General features: G+C 43.1%; 15 protein-coding genes. 5 read left to right on the forward strand and 10 right to left on the reverse strand.

Annotated features, from left to right (window positions below; genetic code table 11):
* The first annotated feature begins 255 nt into the window (after positions 1–255).
* Positions 256–2,133, forward strand: a complete 1,878-nt coding sequence (locus ABWT76_RS19925; RefSeq protein ID WP_354634846.1) for a glycosyltransferase family 39 protein — start codon at positions 256–258, stop codon at positions 2,131–2,133.
* 58 nt (positions 2,134–2,191) lie between these two features.
* On the opposite strand, the gene ABWT76_RS19930 is transcribed toward ABWT76_RS19925, so the two are convergent.
* The 4 genes from ABWT76_RS19930 to ABWT76_RS19945 form a co-directional block, all read right to left on the reverse strand.
* The gene (locus ABWT76_RS19930) at positions 2,192–2,977 is read right to left on the reverse strand and encodes an ABC transporter ATP-binding protein (RefSeq protein ID WP_354634847.1); all 786 of its coding nucleotides are present in this window, start codon (positions 2,975–2,977) and stop codon (positions 2,192–2,194) included.
* A 56-nt stretch (positions 2,978–3,033) separates the two neighbouring features.
* Positions 3,034–3,849: an ABC transporter permease gene (locus tag ABWT76_RS19935; RefSeq protein ID WP_054465279.1), complete on the reverse strand. Its 816-nt coding sequence runs from the start codon at positions 3,847–3,849 to the stop codon at positions 3,034–3,036.
* A gap of 212 nt (positions 3,850–4,061) precedes the next feature.
* Entirely contained in the window at positions 4,062–5,096 is a 1,035-nt protein-coding gene (locus ABWT76_RS19940; protein ID WP_354634848.1) for an ABC transporter substrate-binding protein, read from the reverse strand.
* 291 nt (positions 5,097–5,387) lie between these two features.
* Entirely contained in the window at positions 5,388–6,974 is a 1,587-nt protein-coding gene (locus tag ABWT76_RS19945) for a phosphate ABC transporter substrate-binding/OmpA family protein (protein WP_354634849.1), read from the reverse strand.
* 856 nt (positions 6,975–7,830) lie between these two features.
* Between ABWT76_RS19945 and ABWT76_RS19950 the strand changes: the two genes are divergently transcribed.
* Positions 7,831–8,829: an NF038130 family PEP-CTERM protein gene (locus ABWT76_RS19950; RefSeq protein WP_054465277.1), complete on the forward strand. Its 999-nt coding sequence runs from the start codon at positions 7,831–7,833 to the stop codon at positions 8,827–8,829.
* Between the two features lie 307 nt (positions 8,830–9,136).
* Here the strand turns inward: ABWT76_RS19950 and ABWT76_RS19955 are convergent, their stop codons facing one another.
* Both ABWT76_RS19955 and egtD read right to left on the reverse strand, forming a co-directional pair.
* Positions 9,137–9,388 (reverse strand): hypothetical protein, encoded by a 252-nt coding sequence (locus ABWT76_RS19955; RefSeq protein ID WP_322096541.1) that lies wholly within the window; start codon positions 9,386–9,388, stop codon positions 9,137–9,139.
* 679 nt (positions 9,389–10,067) lie between these two features.
* Complete coding sequence (gene egtD / locus ABWT76_RS19960) at positions 10,068–11,090, reverse strand: L-histidine N(alpha)-methyltransferase (RefSeq protein WP_190877276.1); 1,023 nt, start codon at positions 11,088–11,090, stop codon at positions 10,068–10,070.
* Between the two features lie 460 nt (positions 11,091–11,550).
* On the opposite strand from egtD, the gene ABWT76_RS19965 reads away from it, so the two are divergent.
* Positions 11,551–12,378, forward strand: coding sequence for a DUF4058 family protein (locus tag ABWT76_RS19965; protein ID WP_190877278.1), 828 nt, complete (start codon positions 11,551–11,553; stop codon positions 12,376–12,378).
* Positions 12,379–12,514: 136 nt separating this feature from the next.
* On the opposite strand, the gene panD is transcribed toward ABWT76_RS19965, so the two are convergent.
* Positions 12,515–12,994: an aspartate 1-decarboxylase gene (gene panD, locus ABWT76_RS19970; RefSeq protein WP_054465274.1), complete on the reverse strand. Its 480-nt coding sequence runs from the start codon at positions 12,992–12,994 to the stop codon at positions 12,515–12,517.
* Between the two features lie 251 nt (positions 12,995–13,245).
* The gene (locus ABWT76_RS19975; protein ID WP_190877280.1) at positions 13,246–16,536 is read right to left on the reverse strand and encodes a HEAT repeat domain-containing protein; all 3,291 of its coding nucleotides are present in this window, start codon (positions 16,534–16,536) and stop codon (positions 13,246–13,248) included.
* A 750-nt stretch (positions 16,537–17,286) separates the two neighbouring features.
* Here ABWT76_RS19975 and ABWT76_RS19980 point away from each other — a divergent pair.
* Entirely contained in the window at positions 17,287–17,772 is a 486-nt protein-coding gene (locus tag ABWT76_RS19980; protein WP_054465272.1) for a YbhB/YbcL family Raf kinase inhibitor-like protein, read from the forward strand.
* 262 nt (positions 17,773–18,034) lie between these two features.
* On the opposite strand, the gene ABWT76_RS19985 is transcribed toward ABWT76_RS19980, so the two are convergent.
* Positions 18,035–18,997, reverse strand: a complete 963-nt coding sequence (locus ABWT76_RS19985) for an N-acetylglucosamine kinase (protein WP_054465271.1) — start codon at positions 18,995–18,997, stop codon at positions 18,035–18,037.
* 222 nt (positions 18,998–19,219) lie between these two features.
* Here ABWT76_RS19985 and ABWT76_RS19990 point away from each other — a divergent pair, with 222 nt between their 5' ends.
* Complete coding sequence (locus ABWT76_RS19990) at positions 19,220–21,832, forward strand: M1 family metallopeptidase (protein ID WP_354634851.1); 2,613 nt, start codon at positions 19,220–19,222, stop codon at positions 21,830–21,832.
* Between the two features lie 60 nt (positions 21,833–21,892).
* Here the strand turns inward: ABWT76_RS19990 and ABWT76_RS19995 are convergent, their stop codons facing one another.
* Positions 21,893–22,876: a WecB/TagA/CpsF family glycosyltransferase gene (locus ABWT76_RS19995; protein WP_354634852.1), complete on the reverse strand. Its 984-nt coding sequence runs from the start codon at positions 22,874–22,876 to the stop codon at positions 21,893–21,895.
* Between the last annotated feature and the right edge of the window lie 144 nt (positions 22,877–23,020).

The following is a 23,020-nucleotide window of genomic DNA, read 5'->3' on the forward strand; positions in this document are numbered from 1 at the left end:
TCCCTTTTTGGGGGAAAAATTTAGGGTGAGGACAATGTGTTAAGTAGGGGCGAATGGCCATTCGCCCCTACTCGTGAACAAGCTGTAGTCCGCTTTAAAATAGTAGTAGCGCATCTATTCTAAATTTGTCCGTTGGGTTTCGTGGACGGTGAACCCAACCTAAGATTACTATGGCAACCGTATTTGGTATGATAAAATTAAAGGTCATGGTGGGCATTGCCCACCCTACTATCTGAAGTAATTTCTAAAATAAGTATGGTTAAACACAAAAAAAATATCGGATTAATTTTAGCAATAATCTGGTTAACTGTGATTGGGGCGATCGCTTTTTTATGGAATTTAGGGGCGATTAACTTAATTGATGAAACTGAACCATTATTTGCTGAAGCCTCTCGCCAAATGATTGTCCGGGGGGATTGGATTACTCCTTATTTTAATGAGCAAACCCGGTTTGATAAGCCGCCATTAATTTACTGGTTACAAGCGATCGCCTATCTGTTAATTGGGGTGAACGAATGGGCGGTAAGGTTGCCCTCTGCTTTATCAGCGATCGGGCTAATTATTCTACTATTTTATACCCTAAATAAATTTGCTAATTCTGAGAATAAAGCCAGGTTTTTCCAGAAAATTTTACCCTTTTTCGGGTCAGGAATGCTGGCTTTTAATCTAGAAACTATTGCCTGGGGTCGTAGCGGTGTTTCTGATATGCTGCTCACGGGCTGTATGGGCGGTGCTTTATTAGCATTTTTCCTGGGATATGCAGAAACAAAACCGGCAACTATTCACCATGAGAATAAACCCGAAAAGTCAGAGGTAAATTTATGGTATTTAGCCTTTTATATTTTAATTGCTTTAGGGATTTTAGCCAAAGGTCCGGTGGGAATTGTCTTACCCGGACTTATTATTAGTTTATTTTTACTCTATCTCGGTCAGTTTAAGTCAGTTTTAGCCGAGATGCAAGCGATTCGAGGACTGCTGATTATTTTATTCATTACCCTGCCTTGGTATATTTTAGTCACCTGGGCAAATGGACAAGAATATATCGACAGTTTTTTTGGTTATCATAACTTTGAAAGATTTACCAATGTGGTCAATCGACATAGTGCTCCGTGGTATTTTTACTTTATAGTTGTGTTACTTGGATTTGCCCCTTGGTCATTATATTTACCCTTAGCGATCGCCCGTTTGAAGTGGTGGCAAAGAAATTATTGGCAGCGACAACCCCGCATTCAACAGTTAGGTTTATTTGCCCTTTGTTGGTTTGTGGCGATTTTTGGTTTCTTTACCGTTGCGGCGACAAAACTGCCTAGTTATGTCTTGCCTTTAATGCCTGCGGCAGCCATTTTAGTCGCTTTGTTGTTCACTACAAATTACCCGGATAATAAAGTTAGTGAGTCTTCAGAAAAGTTAGCTTTTCCCAAATCTATTCTAATTAATGGTTGGATTAATTTAGTATTTTGGCTGCTGTTAGCCCTTGCTTGTTTCTGGGTTTACAGTTTCCTGAATACTGACCCAGCGATGCCCAATTTTCCGCAAGCTTTACAAGCATCAGGAGTCCCAACTGTAGGAGCAATTATTTTAGGTGCGATCGCCTTGATTATTGGCTTATTTTTGCTATTTTCAAATCAGATAATTGCTGCTACTTTACAGCAATTAAAAAAACAAAAAACATCGGTTTCAGCAGGACAGGGGCTTTTACCCGGTTATGGACTGTGGGCGATTAATTTTATCGGCTTTTTGGCATTTTTCATCTTTGCCCTGATGCCCACTTTGCTGATATTTAATGCAGAAAGACAGCAACCTGTCCGAGAAATCGCGGCTATTGTAAAAGAGATTAGGCAGCCCGAAGAAGAAATCGTGATGATTGCCTTTGAAAAACCAAGTTTAGTTTTTTATAGTCATCAGCCGGTGACATTTTTTCGCCGGTCTACCGACGCCTTGAATTACTTAAAAGCTAAAGGGAAAAAAGCAGTAACTCCCACCTCAGTATTAATCGTCGGCTGGCCGAATAAACTCAATGGGGCGGGGTTGCGATCGCCTCACTATAAAGCCTTTTATGAAATCACGCCGTATCAGTTAGTTCGCGTAAATCTAGAGATATTTCGCCCGCTGACAATTAGCAAGGAAAAATAACAATTAGTAGGGTGGGCAATGCCCACCCTACTAATTGTTGGCAATTAATGAACCCTAACTATCGATCGCCAAAAAACAAAGCTTCTTGGGCGTTACTCATCAAACAATCAGCGATTTCATTTTTATACTGTTGAAATTTTGATTGTCGCTTAATTCGATATGGGCGATCGCCGGGTAAGTTAATCGGAAATTCTTGTTGAATTGTCCCCGGTCGGGCGGTGAGAACATATATTCGCTGGGAAAGAAACACCGCTTCCTCGATATCATGGGTAATCATTAAAATGGTAATCCCCGTTTGTCGCCAAATTTGCAGCAAAAATTGTTGCAAAATTTCTTTAGTTTGGATATCCAACGCCCCAAATGGTTCATCCAAAAGCAGGATTTTCGGGTGACAAGCTAAAGCCCGCGCGATCGCTACTCGTTGCTTCATTCCCCCGGATAATTCCTTGGGATAAGCATGGGCAAACTCAGACAAACCGACCATATCCAAATAATAAGAAATGCGATCGCGCCGTTCGGTCTTAGGTAGTCCTTGTAATTTCAATCCAAACCCCACATTATCGGCGATATTCATCCAAGGATAAAGAGTATAACTTTGAAAAACCATGCCGCGATCGGAACCCGGCCCAGTCACCGGCAATTGTTCCACCAAAATATGCCCAGCAGTGGGTATTTCCAAACCGGCAACCAGTCTTAAAAAGGTTGATTTTCCACAACCCGAAGGGCCAACCACACAGACAAATTCCCCAGTTTCTATGAATAAATTAATATCTTTCAAAACCAAGAGAGAATCTTGCCGTTTGACAAATTTTTGATAAACGTGAGATACTGTTAAAACTGTCATGTTTTTTGTGCTTTTTTAAAATTGGCGAAAATGAGATATTCAACAATGGGTGATTTTTAACTAACCCATTGACAAGAAACCTTGAGTAATAGACGAAATGATAAATCTAGACTCAAGCCAATCAGACCTAAAACTATCAAGCAGGCAAAAATTTCATCGGTCTGCATAAACTTTTGGGCAATCAGGATCCGTTTCCCCAATCCAGTCTCAGCGGCAACCAGTTCCGCGACTACCACTAAATTCCAAGAAGTCGCAATATTAATTCTGAATGTATCAATAATGCTGGGGAAAATATAAGGGGTAATCACCTCCAATAAAACTTGTTTCCGACTACCTCCTAAAGTATAGGTAGTTTCAATCATTTCTTTGGGAACAAACTTGACCGCATCCATCACCATTAAGGTATTGTAAAAAACTGTGCCAATAAAAATCAGCATAATTTTCGGCGCTTCCCCAATTCCTAAATAGAGAATTAAAAGGGGAATAAATGCAGCGGCAGGCATATATCTTAAAATGCCCGCGATCGGTTCCATAATGGCTCGAATGCTGGCAAAAGCCCCCATTAAAATACCAATAGGAACAGAGGCGATCGCGGCTAATAAAAAACCCACTCCTACCCGAAAACAACTAGCGGCAATATCCTGAGTTAAAAAGCCTTTTTCCCAGAGACGAATCAAAGCTTGTCCTACCTCCAATGGACTGGGCAAAAAAACCGAATCGACCCCAGGTAAATTAGCCGCTAACCACCAAAAACCCAGCGGAAATATTACCGCCATAGCGATCAATACCCCATGTAGGGATTTCGGGATACTTTGAGCAATTCCCCAAAATATACTGGGTTTTAAAGATTGATGATATTCTGGTTTTTTCATAACTTTTTGTAATTTGCTGGTAGTTCAGGAATTACGGATAAACACTATCCGTAGGGTGTGTTAGCGAAGCGTAACGCACCAATACCCCATATATAGATTCGTTGCTTAAGTCATATAGTTGTTAGTTGTTAGTTGTTATTTAACTTAAGCTAACACCAAGAAACTAATAACTAACAACCAACAACTAACAACCAATAACTAATAACTAACAACTAAGAACGAGAATTAGCATAAGCCTTAATAAAGCGATCGTCAAAAAGCTTAGTCAAATCCGCTGCCTGTTTAATTAAGCCAACCTCTAACATAAAATTAGTCATCTCTTGGGCGGCATAAGGCATATTTTTCATCGTATTTCCGGGGGCAAAAGCTTCTAGGTTATCTTCCACTGTAAAGAATTTTGTTCCTTGTTTAAACAGTTGAAATTCCTCAACAGTGACATTCGCTCGTTTGGCCATAATTGCATCGGCTTTTTCGGAATTTTTTTGCATAAACTCCCGAATATTAAACCAAGTTTTTACCAGTCCTTGCACCACCTCCGGTCGTTCATTCACCAGTTTTTGACTGACTACTAATAGATCGGGAATGGCGCCAGGGAATTCCGCTGAACTTAACAATTCTTTACTACCTTTCCGTTTAAGTGCAGTTAACCAAAACGGAGGAAAAGCTCCCACTGCGTCTACTTGACCCGCAGCAAATGCCGCTGCTGCTGCCCCAGTTTCTAAGTTCACTACTTGGATATCTTTGCGGGACATTCCATTTTTTTGTAAAGCTAAACTAAGTAAAAAATCGTCAACCAGTCCTTCTTCTAAGGCCACTTTTTTGCCTTTTAAGTCTTGGATGGTGTTAATATTTTCAGCGACAATTATTTTGTCATTTCCCGCCGAGTTGTCGTTGACTAATACTACAACTTGGCCATTAATTGAGTTGGGGGCAAAGGCAATCGTATCGTTGAGAGTTTGACAATTTGCATCTAATTGACCGGCACTAAATGCTTGTAATGATTCCAAATAGCCGTCAAACCATTTTAATTGAACATTTAAGCCATTAGCCGTAAATATTCCCTCTTCTTGCGCGATCGCCCAGGGCCACCAGCCCGCCCAACTACTATATCCTAAAACCACAGGGCGATCGCTGGTTATTGGGGATTCAGAGTTGGGCGAATTTTGGCTAGATCCACAGCTTACGGCTAGGGTTAAGCTGAATAAAAATCCCGCCGAATAAACAAAAAATTGGCGACGTTTTATCATGGTGTTTTACCTTATATATAAATGTTTTTGTTGTCATGTTATGTCAATTTGGGCGAAGCATTCGGGTAAGTATATTAACTGTTATAACCGATAATTTATCCACCGAATGCTTTGCCCCTACGCATTTATAAGGGCGAAGCATTCGGGTAAATATATTCACTGTTATAACCGATAATTTATCCACCGAATGCTTTGCCCCTACGCATTTATAAGGGCGAAGCATTCGGGTAAATATATTCACTGTTATAACCGATAATTTATCCACCGAATGCTTTGCCCCTACGCATTTATTTAATTTAACTCATTAATTCTAACTAGGCGAATTTCCGTCCGTTGTTGACGAGAGTCTTCAGGGGGAATACCCGAAAGTGGCAAATAAAACCCTTTGCCTTCCGCAACTAACTGATGTTTTAAACCCAAGCTGCGGAGATAATTCACCACCGCTTGAGCCCGTTGTTCGCTAAGTTGTTGATTGAAGTCTGGGGAACCAGTTTTTGAGGTATGACCAATAATACGGACGGCTACGGTTTGCGGGTTAAATTCGCCAATTTCTTGGCCTAATTTCTGCAAAGTTGCCTCAGAGTCCAAAGTTAAATCACTAGATCCTACGTCAAATTTTACCTCCCCCCTCACGGTTAAATTACCGATATCTGGGGCGTTTTTTACTTGATTAACGGTGACGGTATTCGCTGAAGCGGTAATAGTACCTTTGCCAGCTAATTTATCTGCCAGTTCGGGATTATCTGCCCGGACTAAACTAATTAAGGTTTCCGTATTTGCGGCAGCTTTAGTGATTAATTGGGAACTATATAATTGATTAGGATTAGCTGGAACATTATTTAATTTTCCCGATAAAACTAAAACCGCAGCAGTGGAACCAATGCGCGTTTCTAAGGTGCCATTAGTCATCCATTCTTTTGCTTCGACGGCGGTAAAAAAGTCAATGCCATCTAAAACAGCCGTAGCTTCTTCTTCTGATAAATTACCATCCTCAGCAATTTGCTTGAGTAATGCCACTGGTTCTCTAACATTCGCATCAATCCGACGATAGTAAACTTCTAGTAAATTAGAGATTTTTTCCGGTTGAGATTGGATTAAATTATCGGAGGCAACCAGCACATCTACAATGGCAGTGGGGGCATCCTGACTGGATAAAACTACAGTATATCCTTGTTGTTTTGCTTGGGTGACGAATGGTTCCCAAAGCACCGCTACGGCAACATTTTGCTGCGGGTCTTGTAATAGTTGCCACGCTTCCGAAGCATCGGCGACGGTGTTAATATTAAAGTCGGATAAATTGAAGTTATCGAATTTGGTACTGAGGACTAAGGCTAAGTATTCACTGGGGGTATCTCCCGCATAAGCAATGCTGAGTTTTTCCCCTCGCGATCGCGCCTCTTTGACCAATTGATTTAGGTCTAAAAGTGATTTGAGTTGGGGATATTTTTGAGTATTTAATACCACCGCATCTGCCCCCACAGTGCGATCAAGCAAAGCCACAATTTTGCCTCTGGGCTGTTGTTTAATAAATTGATCCAGGGTGGTCACTAATAAATCCGCTTGTCCTTGGTTCAACAAATTAGCCCGTTTCCCTTGATCGAACTCATCTTGATAAGTTAAAGTTAATCCAGCTTCTTTCAGGGCTGCTTGAAACTCTGGGTTTCTAAATGTACTATAGCCACTAAAGGTATCTCCTAATATTTTTAAATTGTCCCGGTTAATTGTATCCCGTTGACCTGTGACCACAGGATTGTTATTTTGACCAGAGTTCGTCTCAGTTTGAAATATGCCCCGCATTGACTGCACCAGGGCAATCATCAAACCACCTGTGATTAGAATTGCGAGAATTAAAACTATGGGATTATCGCGCTTACTCATTTTTATGTTCTTCCTGGGAAAACTTATTCAAAAAAATTATAAAAATTATCAAAATTCTATGCCGTTAAGCCTATTTGAGTGAATCAGCTAAACTCTAGATTAATTCTATGGATTGGCGGCTGAATTATGGTCGAAGCATCGGCGTTTCTTCAAAAATCCACCTAGATTTAAGTATATCGCACTTATTATTTTAATTGTAGCAAATACAGCACATCCCAAAGGCGATGTCCCAGAGGCGATCGCTCCCTGATTTGACTGGTTTTAGTCGGCACTCTTTTATTCGGCACTCTTCTTAATAAATCTTTATATTCCTTTATATCTGGCTAAAATTTTTTCCCATCGAGCATCGTCATCGAGCATCGTCATCGAGCATCGTCAATATTAGAGCGGAGCGTTGCGGATATCGCCTATGGTCAGCTTCCACGATTGCCAGAAAGCAAGGGTATGACCAGTTTAACCATTTTTTGCCCGCGATCGATTGCCTGCAAACAACCCAGAGACTCACGAACCCCTAGTCGCATAGAAAAACAACAATGGTTTAACAATCCGGTTGTTTACTTTAAAAACACTTCATAATTCTCTCAGTAATTTCACGGATAAACCCCTTAAATGTCCCTTTTGCCTGAATAGATCGAGCTCGTTTCCAGGCATTCAACTTTAACAACACTTCATATTTTTATCCGTACCCTCACCGATGACAAACCTATGGCCATGAGGAGATGATGGTTACAGAGTTAAAAATGATTTCTGCACAAAAAACCAACAGAAACATAAATTGACTGCTATTGAGTGCATCTAAAGTTGAATCGTTTAAATCAATAAATAAATCATCTAGAATGATCGAGGGGAGATAATAATGAAAGGTCTGAATCAAAAATTCCAACCAATTATTGCCACTAGCGAACAACTTTTTATCGGTGCCTCAGTAGCAGTTGGCATGAGTGCAGCAATTACTCTACCGGCAACCGCCGCTGGTTTAACTGGCGCTACAATTTCCGGCAATGACTACTACAAATATGATGTCAATGGTAGTCAAACCTATTTGAATCAAAGCGCCAGTTTAGATAGTATTTTACAAGGAAATAGCAGCAACCCTGGTGGCAACATTGAGTTATTTGCCAGCAGTGAAAAGCAATCCGGTCTAACTGCATTTATGTCCGGGCAAACCACGAGCATCAGTGGCAAAATTGGCGGGCAAACCCTGACTCTCAGCAGCTTAAATTTTAATGATTGGTTCTGGGATTGGGATCACAAAAAGATTGACACCAGCTATGGTGCTAATAATTTGGCGAATGAGTGGTTTGCAGAATTTTGGGACAAGGGAGCAACCGAAACTGTTAAAACCAAGGGGATATCGGTTAAACAAACTGTTAAAATTGGACCAAAAACGCAGAAGATTGACGTAGCTTTAACCGCTGCCGAAACTCGTAAATTTGCTTTTGATAAATTCAACTCAATCGGCGGATTTGCTGGCTCCAGTGACCCCAATATCTCATATATCTACGAAGACAAGAATGATATTAACATTGGTTTAGCTGGTCACTACGATCTGAAAGCTTTCTATACCCAAGATTCGCAATATGCCTGGTTAGCGCCATATCTTGTTGATGGTTTCCAAGCCAGTGAAGTGCTCAAGTACACCTATGGTGATACCACCGACTATCTTTACAGCTTTAACGCTACAAAATCTGGTTTATTAGAAACAGATGCCTGGTCGCACAATGGCAATTATGAAGTGAAGATTGCTGGTGCCATACAGTCCAAAGACGTTCCCGAACCGATTACTGGCTTAGTTGCTGCCGCTGGACTGGGAGGGGCTGCCCTGCGACGGATGAAGAAATCTCAGAAAAGCTAAGTGAGTTGAAATATCGGGTAATACCGACAAAAATATCTACAAAAGTATCGACAAAAATATCGACAAAAATATCGACAAAAATTAAATTAGAATTGGTTGGGGTGGGATGAAATCTCACCCTATTTTATTTTGGTTTATTTTGGTTTATTTTGGTTTATTTTGGCTTATTTTCCCGATCGCATTAGATAGTCGCCCAGAAATCAAACGCCGATAAAATAAAAATCAGAGCGCGATCAATGCCCTGATTCTTAAGAAAAAAATTGGATAATTGCTTTCAGAGAGAATCTCCGAACTGGGTTAAACAGGTTTAAAGAGCTTGTCGAGAAACATATTTTTCAAAGTTCGCCTGAGTCTGTTGTAACAACTGCTCTCGGCTATCTTTAGTTTGAATTAAGGTGGGAATCAAGTTCCGGGCTTGTAAAGTCATGTGAAGCTGTAAGTGAGCCACATACTCACCGATATCTTCACGCATCAAACCAGCAGCTTGTTGATTCAGTTGTGAAGTCAAAGTGTTCTCCATCCAAAGATTCTCGGCATTGGCAATATTTCTTTGAACCATACCATCTTTCGAGACATCAGGTTTTATTTTGTAATGAAGCTTAACGATTTACCCCAGGGTTTGTAAACAAATATGAAGGTTTCGGCCTGGGCGTTCGCGAAAGCGTGCCGGAGGCATCTTGCCCTTGCGCCCTGGGGAAATTAGTCAGCACCCCCGTGGTGGCGGGGTGCTGCCCCCAGGTTTTCTGGCGGAATTTTAATGAGTCTTATGGAGCGGTTAGAAACCGGGTTTCTTAATTTAAGTTTTGGCTGGGTGACAAGAGTTATCGCAGAAACCCGGTTTCTTGTTCCTGGGATACATAAACCTGGGTCACAGAAACCGGGTAATTAACGTTAACCTTTGCCACCAACCAACAACTCTTATAGAAACCCGGTTTCTGGGAAAGCCGAAGTCAAGTAGCCCCAAGAGAGAAGGAAAATTGACCGCAGCGGGTTAGAGCCAAATTCAGAGCCAAATTCAGAGCCAAATTCAGAGCCAAATTCCGATAGCAACCTATCGCTAAACTGTAGCTGAAAAGCTGCTTTGCGCTCTTCCAGAGCGACACCGGGTTTGTCTTTCAGTAGCCTCTATATTTTGTGGTCTAAGAAAGCCACGAAGAAAGCAATAAAGAAAGCCACAAAGAAAGCAACCCGGTTTCTAGAATAATTAACTTAGTTGAGAACAGAGCAGTGCCTTGTCCTTACTTTTGACATAACAACAAACCAAACCATTCTTTGGGATCTGTCCAAGCTTTGACTAATTTTAGTCCCCGGTCTTTTAAATATTCTTGCTTGTGGGCAAAATCAAATTTACGAGAAATTTCCGTTAAGATACTTTCTCCGGCAGAAAACTGAACGGTAAAGTCCAGTTTTTCCAGCCGAACTTGATGAGATTTATGACAATTTAAGTACATTTCAATCTGAGATGCTTCTTGATTGTAAATGGCTTCATGGCTAAATAGATTTAGATTAAAATTCCCCCCAAAGCGCCAGTTTAAATGGGAGAGCATATTCAGATTGAATTCGGCGGTGACTCCTTGGGCATCGTTATAGGCGGGTTCGAGAATATGATGCGGTTTTTGTAAGTCAACCCCCAATAAAAAGTAATCTTCTTCTCGCAAAGCGATATGAATTTCTTCAAAAAAGCGATCGCACTCTTCGGGAGTAAAATTCCCTAAACTGCTGCCCAAAAATATAATCACTCGCGATGCAAATTTGGTGGGAGGAAGATGTAGCAGGGCTTGTTCATAAGTGCCGACTAAACCGCGAATGTGTAATCCCGGATATTCTTGCGCTAACTGTTTGGCACTGGCTTCGAGAATGCCCCCACTGACATCAATGGGGACATACATTGATGGATGTCCTAATCCTTGATAAGCGTCTAATAATAGACGAGTTTTGCTGGAACTGCCACTACCTAGTTCTACTAATTCACTCGGCCCGGTGATCTGGGCAATTTCCCCCGCATATTGGGCGAGAATTGCCGCTTCGGTGCGAGTGGGATAATATTCGGGCAACTCACAAATTTGTTCAAATAAATCTGACCCGCGATCGTCGTAAAAGTATTTGGGGGGTATCGATTTAGGGTTTTGGGTCAGTCCCCAAACGATATCTTCACCATGATTGCTGGTGATTTCGGCAGCGGATGGGCGATCGCTGGCGATTCTCACAATCTCTAAAGGGTTTGCTTTTAATACATTCAAGGGGGCTGTTACGGGAATCATGGGGTTAAATTTAATCTCAATGAAATTTATTCGCAAGGGAGGTTTAGTTCACTTCAGACTCGTTTTGAGTCAATCTGAAATCTGAAAAACACGGGCTTATTGCTCAGAGTGGTAATTTTATCAATAATTGGGGACTAATTGGGAACTGCTGACATAAAATTTCTGCATCAAGCGAGAAATTCCACCCCGGACAGTCGATTCAGCCCTGTCGATCCAGCCGGGGTGATTTCGGGCATTTCCGCCCAGCCTGGGCTGTTAAGTGTAAATTCTTATCAACCGCTGATTAAGCACCAGGGCATATTGTATAAATATTGTATGATTTGGGGATGGGGAAAGTTTTTGCGGAATTTTGTGGGGACAAGTAAAGGGGACAAGTAAAGGGGACAAGTAAAGGGGACAAGTAAAGGAGACAAGTAAAGGGGACAAGTAAAATAGAGGAGAGAACAACGGAGAAAATGTTATGCCGAATAATCCTTTTCCCGGAATGAACCCATATCTGGAACATCCAGAACTCTGGCCGGGAATTCATTTATTACTGATTGGTCAGTTAACTCAGGTTCTAGCACCCCAACTGCGTCCTAAATATCGAGTGGCGGTTGAGGTGAGAATGTATGAAGATATTGACGAGCGATCGCTTGTAGGGTGCGTTAGCGGTAGCGTAACGCACCAATGTGGTATTCCAGATTTAGCGGTGAAAAGGGTTCAAACAACGGCCAAACAGCCTGCAAGTAATGTGGCTGTTGCCCCATCTCCCACAAAGCTACAAAAAGTGGCAGTTCCCGTTCCCGAAACCATTAAACAAGGGTATTTAGAAATCCGAGAAGTAGCGACCCAGGAAGTAATCACCGCCATTGAAATCCTTTCTCCGGTGAATAAACGCCCAGGGGAGGGACGAGAAAAATATCAAATTAAAAGAAATAAAATATTCAGCAGTGCCACTCATTTAGTGGAAATTGATTTATTGCGGCGGGGAGAACCGATGCCGGTTTATGGGAATAATCTTGAGAGTCACTATCGAATTTTAGTTAGTCGCAGCGACTGTCGTCCAGAAGCCGATTTATATAGTTTTAATTTGCCCGATCCAATTCCGTCATTTCCTCTACCCCTGAAGGCAGAAGATAGTGAACCAAGGATCGATTTACAAGCATTGTTGAATCAGATTTACGATACAGGAAGTTACGATATGGCGATCGATTATACCCAAGCACCTGTACCGCCATTATTAGAAGCAGAAAAGCTTTGGGCTGAAGATTTGTTAAAATCCCAACAATTGATAATTGATAATTGATAATTGATAATTAAGTATATTAACTATCAACCATCAACCATCAACCATCAACTATCAACCATAGAATCTCTACCCATCAACCATCAACTATCAACTATCAACCATAGAATCCCTACCCATCAACTATCAATAATTGTTAATTATCTGCGGAAAGAGGCTGATTTAACGGCCCATTCACCCAATTGGTTGGCGCGATCGCACTCTGGGCAGAGCGAAATTCAACGTAACCTTCGGCGGGAATTAGCTGTTGATAAAGAAATTCTTGACAGCGGTTGTGTTCGTCGGCAATAATCACTCTGGCAGTATGTCCATGAAGCAGCACTTCATCGCGATCGCACTCTTGATAAGCGGCAATAATCACCGCATCTCCAGGATTACATAAATGAGCCGCCGCGCCATTAATACAAACCATACCGCTGCCCGGTTCTCCCGGTAACACATAAGTGGACAAACGCTGACCATTGTTCACATTCCAAATGCAGACCTCCTCTAAAGGTAAAATCCCCACTTTTTCAATTAATTCCCGGTCAATGGTGACACTGCCCATGTATTCTATATTTGCCTCAGTCACCCGCACCCGATGCAATTTAGCGTGCATCAGCTTAATTTTAGACATTTATTGCTCCCGAAATCAGTCCACGATCAGTGATAAGAATTACCAGATAAAACTCAGGAAAAAATCGATCGACTATTCATAGATAGTTGTTGTAGACAATAACATAGATGTTTGGAGACATTTCTCTGATTTCACCATTTGCCCAAAATTTAAATGAGATATTTTTTCAGGATTTCTCTAAAAATCCCTAGCTTTTTGGCAAAGCTGGGGATGGACAGCTTTTAATCACAGTGATTAACTTTTAGGTTATCTTAAATCATCTGACTAGATCCAGACAAGCAAGTGAGCAATCGCGGACAAACCTCAATTAATTGCTCAAATTTGTTTCTCCCCAAGGTCAATAAAATCGTGTCAGTTTCCGCCACCACCGTCATCAGAAGGGGTTCATCTTGTAAAAGCGCCATCTCACCGATACATTGAGTCGGCATCACTTGGGCTGTTGCTAGGGAAGAATCGGGCTTCTCTGAGATTAAAAGAAGACTGCCCTGATAGACAATGTACATTTTGTTGAGGATTTGTCCGGGATGACAAATCTGTGTCCCTGACGGAAATTCTTCTCTGGTCAAAGATCGGTGAATCAGTAACAGTTCGTCCAGGAAAAGGCGACTAAACAACAGAACAGTCTTGAGAAATAAAACTCGATTGATGAAAAAATCAATGGCCGCTTCCGGTGGTTGGGGTGCAGAGGTGACATAACCGAGGACATCTTGGACTAAAGAATCGCTAAATGTATCCTGCTGCTGGATATCCGGTAGGTTCTGGACAATAAATTCTGGGTTGGCCATTAATAAAGCGCCAATCATAATCCAGCGATCGCCTGATTTGAGGATTTCCAGCCAGTGTAGGGGCGTAAGCCTTACGCCCTGATCGCTAATTCCTGGGGATTTTACTGGCTTCGGTTCTTCTGTATCCAGTTGTTCTAATAAGGGAATAATCGGCAGGACAAAGCGGCGATGTCGCCCAGAGGCTAAGGCTTCTACGGCGGCGGCTTTAGCCCGCACATCGGTTTTATGGAGGATTTGCCGCACATAACTGAAAGTTCCCGAATGGTCGAGACAAGAAAGCACATAGAGTACCCGATGGGTGAGTCGGTGGTGGTAATCTTTAATGGCAATCTCCAAGGGTTGACCAGTAAGATTGGGGTTGCCCCTTAGATTTTGGTTAGACTGCTGCCATTGAATCGTGCGACCCACCAGACGATAATCTGACTTGAAATACTCATAGAGGATATCTTCCGCATGGGTAGTCCCCACTTTGGCGATCGCGGAAATAGCCGCTTCCACCACTTCTAATCGCGGTGACTGCAACAAATCCTGTGCCAAAGGTAAGCTGGCTTCCCCATACCTCGCCAGGGCTTCAGCGGCTTGTAGTCTGACCGCCAAATTGCGATGTTTTAAACCCGTCACCACCTGATCGATCGCTTGGGGAGAATGCAGCACCCCTAAAAGATTAAAAGCTGCTGCCTGCACTAAACTATTGCGACTATTTAATTGCTGCACCGCCAAATCCGCTAGGTAGGTATCTTCTGGCAATGCCAATTCAGACAAAACTTCCAAGCCGTCCCGTTTCACTCCATCGCTGGCATCTTTGATAATTTGAATCAGTAACGGAATCAAAGCTCGATTTTTGGTGCTTCTAATTGCCCGAATCACCGTGATTTGAGTTAAGCTATCGAGTTTTGACCCCCAAACCCGTTCGCAGACCGCTTGAATTTCAGGATTCTGGTTGCCGCCCCTTTCTAGGTTTTGAACCGTGGCGGCTAAACAAACCAAGGCTTGAATTTGGGATTTTTCCCGCAGGACTTGGCGGAGTTGGTTTTCTGATTGCGGGCTGTGGTTGGCTTCAGAGATCGTGGCAATAGTTTTGAGGGGAGTATTCCGCAAAATGCGGCGGATTTCGCTGTTAGTTAAAGATTGCTGACTGGCGATTAAGGCTTCTAGGGCAATAAGTTGCAAGGGAAAATTATCGCAGGTGAGCAGACTGCCTAGGTAACGGCTAATATCTGGGTGCCGGACACTGAGGAATTTGACGATCGCCCGTCGGGCGATCGCATCTCCTTGAGAGATCAACTCATCCACTTGTTCTAATACTTGGCTGGGATTATCTAAGCGACTGGCTAATTCTAACCCTAAAATCCTTCGGTCAAAATGAGGACTACTGAGCAGTTCGCGGACTTCTGATAAATACTTCGCCGGTAACTGCGTCAGTCCATCTCCGAGATCGTCGAGTTTGATCGATTCTGAACGTAGCAAGGTCAATAAAGACTGTAAATAACTCTTGCCCAGTTGGTAGCGCACCCCCAGAAATAAGCCACTGAGGGTAAGACCCAGCACGGTGATTTGGAATGGGTTGAGCAATGATTGGCAGATCCAAAGCAGTCCCCCGGCAAAACTCAGACCCATGCCACTAAATAACCCTTCGTTGAGGGCGCGAATTCTGCCCACAAAACGGTAGGGGACCGCGTTGTAATTTAAGGTATAGATCGGCTTGTTGATGCTAAATTCCAGGGGTTCTTTGTTGACATGAGAGGCGATCGCCGCCGGTAAACGAAAATTAATCGCTAATCCCAAAAAAGATAATACCGTTGTCAGGGGATAAGCTAAATTCATTGGCCCGACTCCCAGACGTTGGACTAATGGCTGAGTAAAGAAGTAGAGCACCAAAAACTGCACCAGATTATTAATAATCCGCATCTGACCCATAAAAGCGGTGAGTTTTTGCTCGTCAGGAAATGAAGTAGAGTAAATGCTGAAAAACTGAAACTCCGAAATCGTGGCGAGGATAATCACCAAAAAGGCACTGGTGGCTAAATAAATAATGATGGGATAGCGTTTAACTAAATTGGGAAAGGTTTTTAACTCAGCCAGAAATCCTCCCTGGGTATCTTTATATTTATTTCCCCCCCCTAAAAAAAAATTGAACTGCTGAAAGGAATTGTCCAGATAAGCGAGTTGAGCGATCGCGATCGCGCAGACCACCGGAACAGCCAACAAGATATCCTCGGTGCTGAAATATTTTGCCAGCAAACTGGTCATTCCCCCACCGATCAATCCCCCAGCGGCCATCGCCATCGCCAAAAAACTGGCATAACGTTTATAATCCAGAGTATTAAAATAGTCAGAGACTAAGCTGGGAAATAAAATATCCGTGTGCATTTCCCACTGGAAATAAAAGCCAATAAACATCACATAGTACAGAGACAAACCTCCAACTTCTGCCCCAACCCCCGCATTCAGCAAGAAGCGCAGCAGCAATGAAAATACCATTGTAAACAGCAGCATATAGCGAAATAACTGCGCCCGGTTAAAACGGTCAACCACTTGAGAAAACCAGCCATAAATAGGAATGGATAATACACCCATCAAAATGTAGGAAAAAGGCAGATTTTCTGGGCCAGCATGAGTTAAGAATAAAGAACTACCCACGGTAAAACCCAGACCATTCAGGGTCATAATCGATGCGGCGATCGACAGAAACAGAATCAGCAGTCGATTTTTCTGATTTATACTGCTTTCTCTGGGTTTAAATAGGCGGTTCTGCATATAGTTGACTATGTGATTGTTGTATGGCGATAAAATTTTACTATCAAAAGCCGGAAAAACTTATCGGCGATATTGCTCCGCAAAGATCCTGCGCGTTCGCGCTCTTTGCCAGCCTAATTTGATAGTTAGCAAAACAGCTTTTTCGAGCATCATCCGCGATCGCCTCAGCTATAAATGTCCCGTGGCAAGGTGACTCTTTTGGTAATCTGAAATAAACGGGCGAAGCATTCGGGTAATTGCCTTAACTGTTACAAGGGATAATTAACTGCCCTTAGGCGAAGCCTTCTCGAAGAGTATGCTTCGCCCCCACCCGATGATTTTTTTTCATATTGTAATTCTATTTACCGAGTTGTCAAGTTGACTGGGCATCAAATTAGACACTCCTGGCATAATTCAGGAGCAATCCCCCCCTAAACCCCCTTGGCAGCGCCACTCGGAGCGATGATAATTTTGCCCTCTTGTCTATTAAATTTATCTCCTGGGGAATCCGTACCGCAAATCTGACTGATATTGATGTTTTCATCTGGGTAAAATTGTCCTCTAGGCTGCCCATTTTTCCGCAAGATTCGGTAAGTTGACCATAAACGCCATGAATGATTGACCTTGGGCGGCAAAATTTTTCACCATAGAGACTTAAAATCATCAAAAATTAAGAAAAAGTAAAAATATAATAGTGGCCAATTTTTAGCTAAAATTTAGGATATAATAGGGAAAGATGTCCCTAGGAAAACATGACTGAGGGAAAACACTATGAAACTTGAAAGTTCGGCATTTTCAGCCAACGGTTTAATTCCACCGATCCACACTTGCGATTCCCATAAGGGATCCGCTCTCGCGAATCCCCAAGATATTTCTCCGGCTTTGATTTGGGATGAACCACCGGCAGGAACTCAAAGTTTTGCCCTAATTTGTGATGACCCAGATGCCCCTGGGAAAACTTGGGTTCACTGGGTTCTGTACGATTTGCCTGCCACCACTCGTGAGTTAGTAGAGTCGGTGCCACCCACCGCTACCCTGGAGAATGGAGGAATTCACGGTATCAATGATTTTGGCAGTTTGGGGTATGGTGGCCCTTGTCCTCCCAGTGGCACTCATCGATATTTTTTTAAGCTTTATGCTTTGGATCGAAAGTTGGGCTTAAAACCCGGTGCCACCCAAGCGAAGTTATTAACAGCAATGGCAGGTCATATTTTAGCGGAAACTGAGCTTATGGGACGCTATGCCCGACAAAAATAGTCCAAAAATAGTCCAAAAATAGTCAAGATAAATCAAAACAGCGATCGCCTGTTTACCTTAATTAAGAAAAAATACTGACAACCATCAGAAACAAACGTTCTTTTATCAATCAAAAAACGCCACTTCAAATTAAAAGTTAAACGGAGTGAAACGCGGTCGATCGCAGATAGTGTGAGGGAGCAGCTAAAATTGTCTTCGATATTTCCGCGATTCCTGGTAGAAGCCACCCTTAATTGATGATTAATTGACGATTAATTGACGATTAATTATTGTGGCAGGATATAATTTGCTCCCAGGCTAATATTCCCGCGCCATAAGCCGGTTCATGGAGCGGCCAAATAATTTTAGCCTGGGGATATTGGCGGGTAATTTCTTGCTCAAAGCGATCGCGAATTTTCGCGGTTCCGGCCCAAACGCCGCCCATTGTCACGATTTCAAAGGAGCTATCCTTAAACAAGGACTCACATAAAATCTCGGTCATCGAAACCAATTCGGCCACGGCGCGATCGATAATTTGATTCGCCACCGGATCCCCCGCCACTGCTGCCGCATTCACCCACGGCGCTAATGCAGCAATATCTTTAGGCTTCCAGTTGCCTCGGTAGACAATAGCAATCAAATCTTCTACGGTCTTTAATTCTAGCTGCTGCATCAAATCCGTGGTCAAACGAGTCGGTTGCTGACGACCATCAAATGCCCGCATCACTGCTCGCAACCCTTGGATGGCAATATCATAACCACTGCCTTCGTCCCCTAAAAGATAACCCCAGCCGCCGACTCGTCCGGTGACACCCTCGTGGTTGCGTCCGTAAGCAATGGAACCAGTCCCAGCTACGGCGACAATGCCCACATTCTGATGGGTGCCCCCAGCGAGGGCGATCGCGCAATCGTGACTGACATACACGCATTCGGGGGGCAGGGCTAACTGAACCGGGTCATCGTTTCTGTAGGGCAACTGCTGCACCACACTATGAACCACCACTTGATCTTCGGGACGACCGACTCCCGCTAACCCCAAACCAATGGCTGCGATATCGGCAAAATCCATCTCTGGGGGAACCGCCCGTTTAATGGCGATCGCGATCGACTGACCGGCAGCATCCAGTCCCACGGTTTGATAATTAGAAGGCCCCGCCTCTCCGCGTCCGCAAACTTCCCCCGCTGAGTTAATCAGCACGCAAATGGTCTTAGTCCCACCGCCATCAATTCCTAGAACATAACTCATATCAACCTTGGAAATTTATTAGACCTATTATTAGACTTAAATGTATAAATTTTCCCTTAATCAGGCGATCGAGCGATCGCCTGTTCCTTTCTCTGGCCGATCCGTACATCTACGCAAGATTTTACCAAGGCAGCCCACTGAAGCGCTAATCTAAAATCAGTAGCTTAGATAGCGTACCTAGACACTTTCACTTTTCAGTCTTAGAGATTCACTATTTTGACCATGTTGCAATTTTACTTTGATGACCACGACGATCCCCGATCCTTTGAGTTACCAGGGGCAAAACCCCACTACAACCCAGATCGGCCCGGTCAAGTTGAGCATATTGCCTTAAATTTAGCCCTAAATATTCCCCAGCAAAGCTATGAAGGCACTTGTAGTATTCGCCTAAAACCCGTCCGCAATGGCATTCAATCCTTAACTTTGGATGCGGTCAGCCTGAATATTAAATCCGTCAAGGTAGACAAAAAGAAACTATCCTTTGCTTATGATGGGGAACAACTAAATATTAAGCTCAATGAACCCACCAAAGTAGACCACCCTTTCACGATCGCGATCGCCTACAGCGTAGAAAAACCCCAACGGGGCATATATTTTGTCGGCCACGATCGCCACGATCCCTATAAACCCGTGCAAGTTTGGACCCAAGGGGAAGATGAAGACTCGCGGTTTTGGTTTCCCTGTTTTGACTACCCAGGACAACTCGCCACTTCAGAAATAAAAATCAAAGTTCCGAAGCAATTCATGGCCATTTCTAACGGTGAACTGATTGCCGTTAAAGAAGAAGGTGAATCTAAAATTTATCACTGGTATCAAAAAGAAGTTCATCCGACTTATTTGATGACTTTGGCGGTAGGGGATTTTGCGGAAATTCAAGACGAGTGGCAAGGAAAACCTGTCACCTATTATGTAGAGAAAAACCGTCAAGAAGATGCGCGGCGCAGCATGGGCAAAACGCCGCATATGATTTCATTTTTTAGCCAAATTTTTGGCTATGCTTATCCTTATCCTAAATATGCCCAAGTTTGTGTGGCAGATTTTATCTTTGGCGGGATGGAAAATACCTCAACCACCCTGCTGACCGATCGCTGCTTATTAGACGAACGGGCTGCCTTAGATGACCAGCGCACGGAAACTTTAGTTGCCCACGAATTAGCCCATCAATGGTTTGGGGATTTAGTGGTAATTAAACATTGGTCTCATGCCTGGTTAAAAGAAGGCATGGCTACTTATTCTGAAGTTCTCTGGACTGACCATGAATATGGGGCTGATGCGGCAGCTTACTATCGTTTAATTGAAGCCCGCAACTATTTTAGTGAAGATAAAAATCGCTATCGGCGGCCAATTGTCACCCATGTTTATCGGGAAGCAATTGAACTTTACGATCGCCACCTTTATGAGAAAGGCGGTTGTGTTTATCACATGATTCGGGCAGAGTTAGGGGACGAGTTATTTTTTAAAGCGATCGCCACCTTTGTCCAAGACAATGCTCACAAAACCGTAGAAACCATTGACCTATTACGGGCGATCGAAAAAGCCACCGGACGGAATCTACTATTCTTATTCGATCAATATGTCTATCGGGGTGGACATCCTGAATATAGAGTTTCCTATTCTTGGGATAACAATAATTCTTTTGCCAAAATCACCGTCACCCAAACTCAGGTGAAAAGCGACAAAAAAAATCCCCATCCTCATAAAGAATTATTTGACCTAAAAATTCCCATTGCCTTTGGGTATGTCCATGAAACCGAAGGCGTAAAACTCACCACCTTTACGGTGCGGATCCACGAACGGGAACAGAGTTTTTATTTCCCCTTGCCAGAAAAACCCCGATTTATTAGTTTTGATGCCGGAAATCACTATCTCAAAACCGTTCAATTAGACTATCCGGTGGCGGAACTTAAAGAACAATTGAAATTAGATCCAGACCCTATTTCTCGGATCTATGCCGCTGAAGCCCTCGCCGTCGGCCCGAAAAAAAATGGGGGCAACTTAGAAGCAGTAAAAGCTTTGGCAGAAGCCCTCAAACAGGAGCCATTCTGGGGGGTGCGCCTGGAAGTGGCTAAAAATCTCGGCAAAATTAAACTGGATCAAGCCTTTGATGCCCTAGTGGAAGGGTTAAAAGATGAAAATCCCTGGGTGCGGCGATCGGTGGTGGACGCTTTAGGCACCATTAAAACTGCTGAAAGTTATAAAGCCCTGAAACCTTTAGTAGAAAAAGGCGATCGCAGCTACTATGTGGAAGCCGCCGCTAACAAAGCCATTGGGTCAATTGCCGCCGCCAAATTAGACGAAAAACCCAAAGAAAGCCGGGTGATTAAGTTACTCAAAACCGTGCTGGAAGAACGGGCTGGTTGGAATGAGGTAGTTAGAAATGGCGCGATCGCTGGTCTAAGTGAACTCAAAACCTCCGAAGAAGCACTAAATATTATCTTGCACTACACCCAAGCCGGAGTGCCTCAACCCTTACGCTTAGGGGCAATTCGGGCATTAGGCACCATTTCCACCGGCCAAAATGCCCCCGCCCTGGAACGCATTTTAGAGCGGTTATCAGAACTCTCCGCAGAAACCTTTTTTCTCACTCAAGTAGCGGTAGTCACTGCCTTGGGACAAATGGAAACCCCAAAAGCGATCGGCATTTTGCAATCCTTAGCGGATCAAACCCCAGATGGTCGTGTCCGTCGGATCGCCGAAGAAGCCATCCACAAAGTTGAGAAAAAAATTGGCTCCGATAAAGCCTTAAAACAACTCCGTGACGAATTACAGCAATTGAAAAAACAAAATCAAGAACTGAGAAGTCGTCTGGAAACTCTAGAAGCCAAATCTCAATAATTCACCTTCGTCCACATACCGTTCACATACCCGTAGGGGCGAAGCATTCCGGCAGATCCGTTATGGCTTAAAAGCAGAGATTTTATCCCGGAATGCTTCGCCCTTTGCATTCCGGCAGTGGTAGGGTGGGCAAATACTTGCCCACCCTACTAACTTGGTATTAACAAACCCACCAACCCCAAAGCCAGGGCAAAGCATTCGGGTAATACATTCTCCGTTTTTACCCAAAATTAATCGCCCGAATGCTTTGCCCCTACAGGTTTTTATCGCGATCGCTTCCCACCCTGAGTGGTAGGGTGGGCAAATACTTGCCCACCCTAGGGGCGCAAGCATTGGGCCCCTACTAACTACTAATTCCCCGAAATATTCACCAATTTCAAATGGGTTGCGATACAGACCCAATTGTTCCTTAATAATCAACCAAAGAAACGGGATATCTTCAATCAAATATCGTTTCCAAAGCCGTTTGGGGCCTGAAAGTAATCGATGAATCCACTCAATCCCTAAATTACTCATCCAAGCAGGCGATCGCTGAACATACCCGGCTTCAAAATCAATCGTCGCCCCGATCGCCAAGAACACCTTAATATGCTTAAACCGATCTTTATATTTATAGATCCATTTTTCTTGTTTTGGTGCGCCCACACCCACCGCCAAAACCGTAGCCCCTGATTCATTAATCATCTCGATAATTTTTTCGCATTCCGCCTCATTTTTTTCAAAGCCATAAGAGGGTGAATGCGCTGCAATGACCATTTGGCGACCCACTTTGCGATTAATCTTTTCTTGAGCGGTTTCTGGCACTCCCGGACCACCGCCCAAAAGAAATATGGTCATGGTTTCATCATCTTTATAATAGTCATAAAATCTAGGAAATAAATCTGACCCAGACACTCGTTCTTTCAGGAGTCGATTAATTAACCGCGAAATAAAAATCAGAATTTGACTATCACAAGTGCGATAGTCTGCCTCTTGATAAATCTGATAAAATTCTCGATCTTTTTGCAACTTAATGATATGATCTACATTGGGAGTTACTACCATACCGCCATGTTTCAAATTTTCCAATAACTCCACTATCGATAAATTATCAATTGGCAAGTTTAAAATATTGACCCTCTTCATAGCCTGAATAGCCCCAAAATAATTATTTTGGGGCTATTCAGAGCGAGTAAAATTATCCTGAAA

Source organism: Planktothricoides raciborskii GIHE-MW2, assembly GCF_040564635.1.
In the GTDB taxonomy this organism is placed as follows: Bacteria; Cyanobacteriota; Cyanobacteriia; order Cyanobacteriales; family Laspinemataceae; genus Planktothricoides; species Planktothricoides raciborskii.

What these genes read in the sequence shown, in the direction of transcription:
- panD (WP_054465274.1), bottom strand. Translation starts at nt 12,994, where the DNA reads ATGTCTAAAATTAAGCTGATGCACGCTAAATTGCATCGGGTGCGGGTG.
- ABWT76_RS19950 (WP_054465277.1), top strand. Translation starts at nt 7,831, where the DNA reads ATGAAAGGTCTGAATCAAAAATTCCAACCAATTATTGCCACTAGCGAA.
- ABWT76_RS19935 (WP_054465279.1), bottom strand. Translation starts at nt 3,849, where the DNA reads ATGAAAAAACCAGAATATCATCAATCTTTAAAACCCAGTATATTTTGG.
- ABWT76_RS19975 (WP_190877280.1), bottom strand. Translation starts at nt 16,536, where the DNA reads ATGCAGAACCGCCTATTTAAACCCAGAGAAAGCAGTATAAATCAGAAA.
- ABWT76_RS19995 (WP_354634852.1), bottom strand. Translation starts at nt 22,876, where the DNA reads ATGGTAGTAACTCCCAATGTAGATCATATCATTAAGTTGCAAAAAGAT.
- ABWT76_RS19940 (WP_354634848.1), bottom strand. Translation starts at nt 5,096, where the DNA reads ATGATAAAACGTCGCCAATTTTTTGTTTATTCGGCGGGATTTTTATTC.
- egtD (WP_190877276.1), bottom strand. Translation starts at nt 11,090, where the DNA reads ATGATTCCCGTAACAGCCCCCTTGAATGTATTAAAAGCAAACCCTTTA.
- ABWT76_RS19980 (WP_054465272.1), top strand. Translation starts at nt 17,287, where the DNA reads ATGAAACTTGAAAGTTCGGCATTTTCAGCCAACGGTTTAATTCCACCG.
- ABWT76_RS19930 (WP_354634847.1), bottom strand. Translation starts at nt 2,977, where the DNA reads ATGACAGTTTTAACAGTATCTCACGTTTATCAAAAATTTGTCAAACGG.
- ABWT76_RS19985 (WP_054465271.1), bottom strand. Translation starts at nt 18,997, where the DNA reads ATGAGTTATGTTCTAGGAATTGATGGCGGTGGGACTAAGACCATTTGC.
- ABWT76_RS19990 (WP_354634851.1), top strand. Translation starts at nt 19,220, where the DNA reads ATGTTGCAATTTTACTTTGATGACCACGACGATCCCCGATCCTTTGAG.
- ABWT76_RS19965 (WP_190877278.1), top strand. Translation starts at nt 11,551, where the DNA reads ATGCCGAATAATCCTTTTCCCGGAATGAACCCATATCTGGAACATCCA.
- ABWT76_RS19955 (WP_322096541.1), bottom strand. Translation starts at nt 9,388, where the DNA reads ATGGTTCAAAGAAATATTGCCAATGCCGAGAATCTTTGGATGGAGAAC.
- ABWT76_RS19945 (WP_354634849.1), bottom strand. Translation starts at nt 6,974, where the DNA reads ATGAGTAAGCGCGATAATCCCATAGTTTTAATTCTCGCAATTCTAATC.
- ABWT76_RS19925 (WP_354634846.1), top strand. Translation starts at nt 256, where the DNA reads ATGGTTAAACACAAAAAAAATATCGGATTAATTTTAGCAATAATCTGG.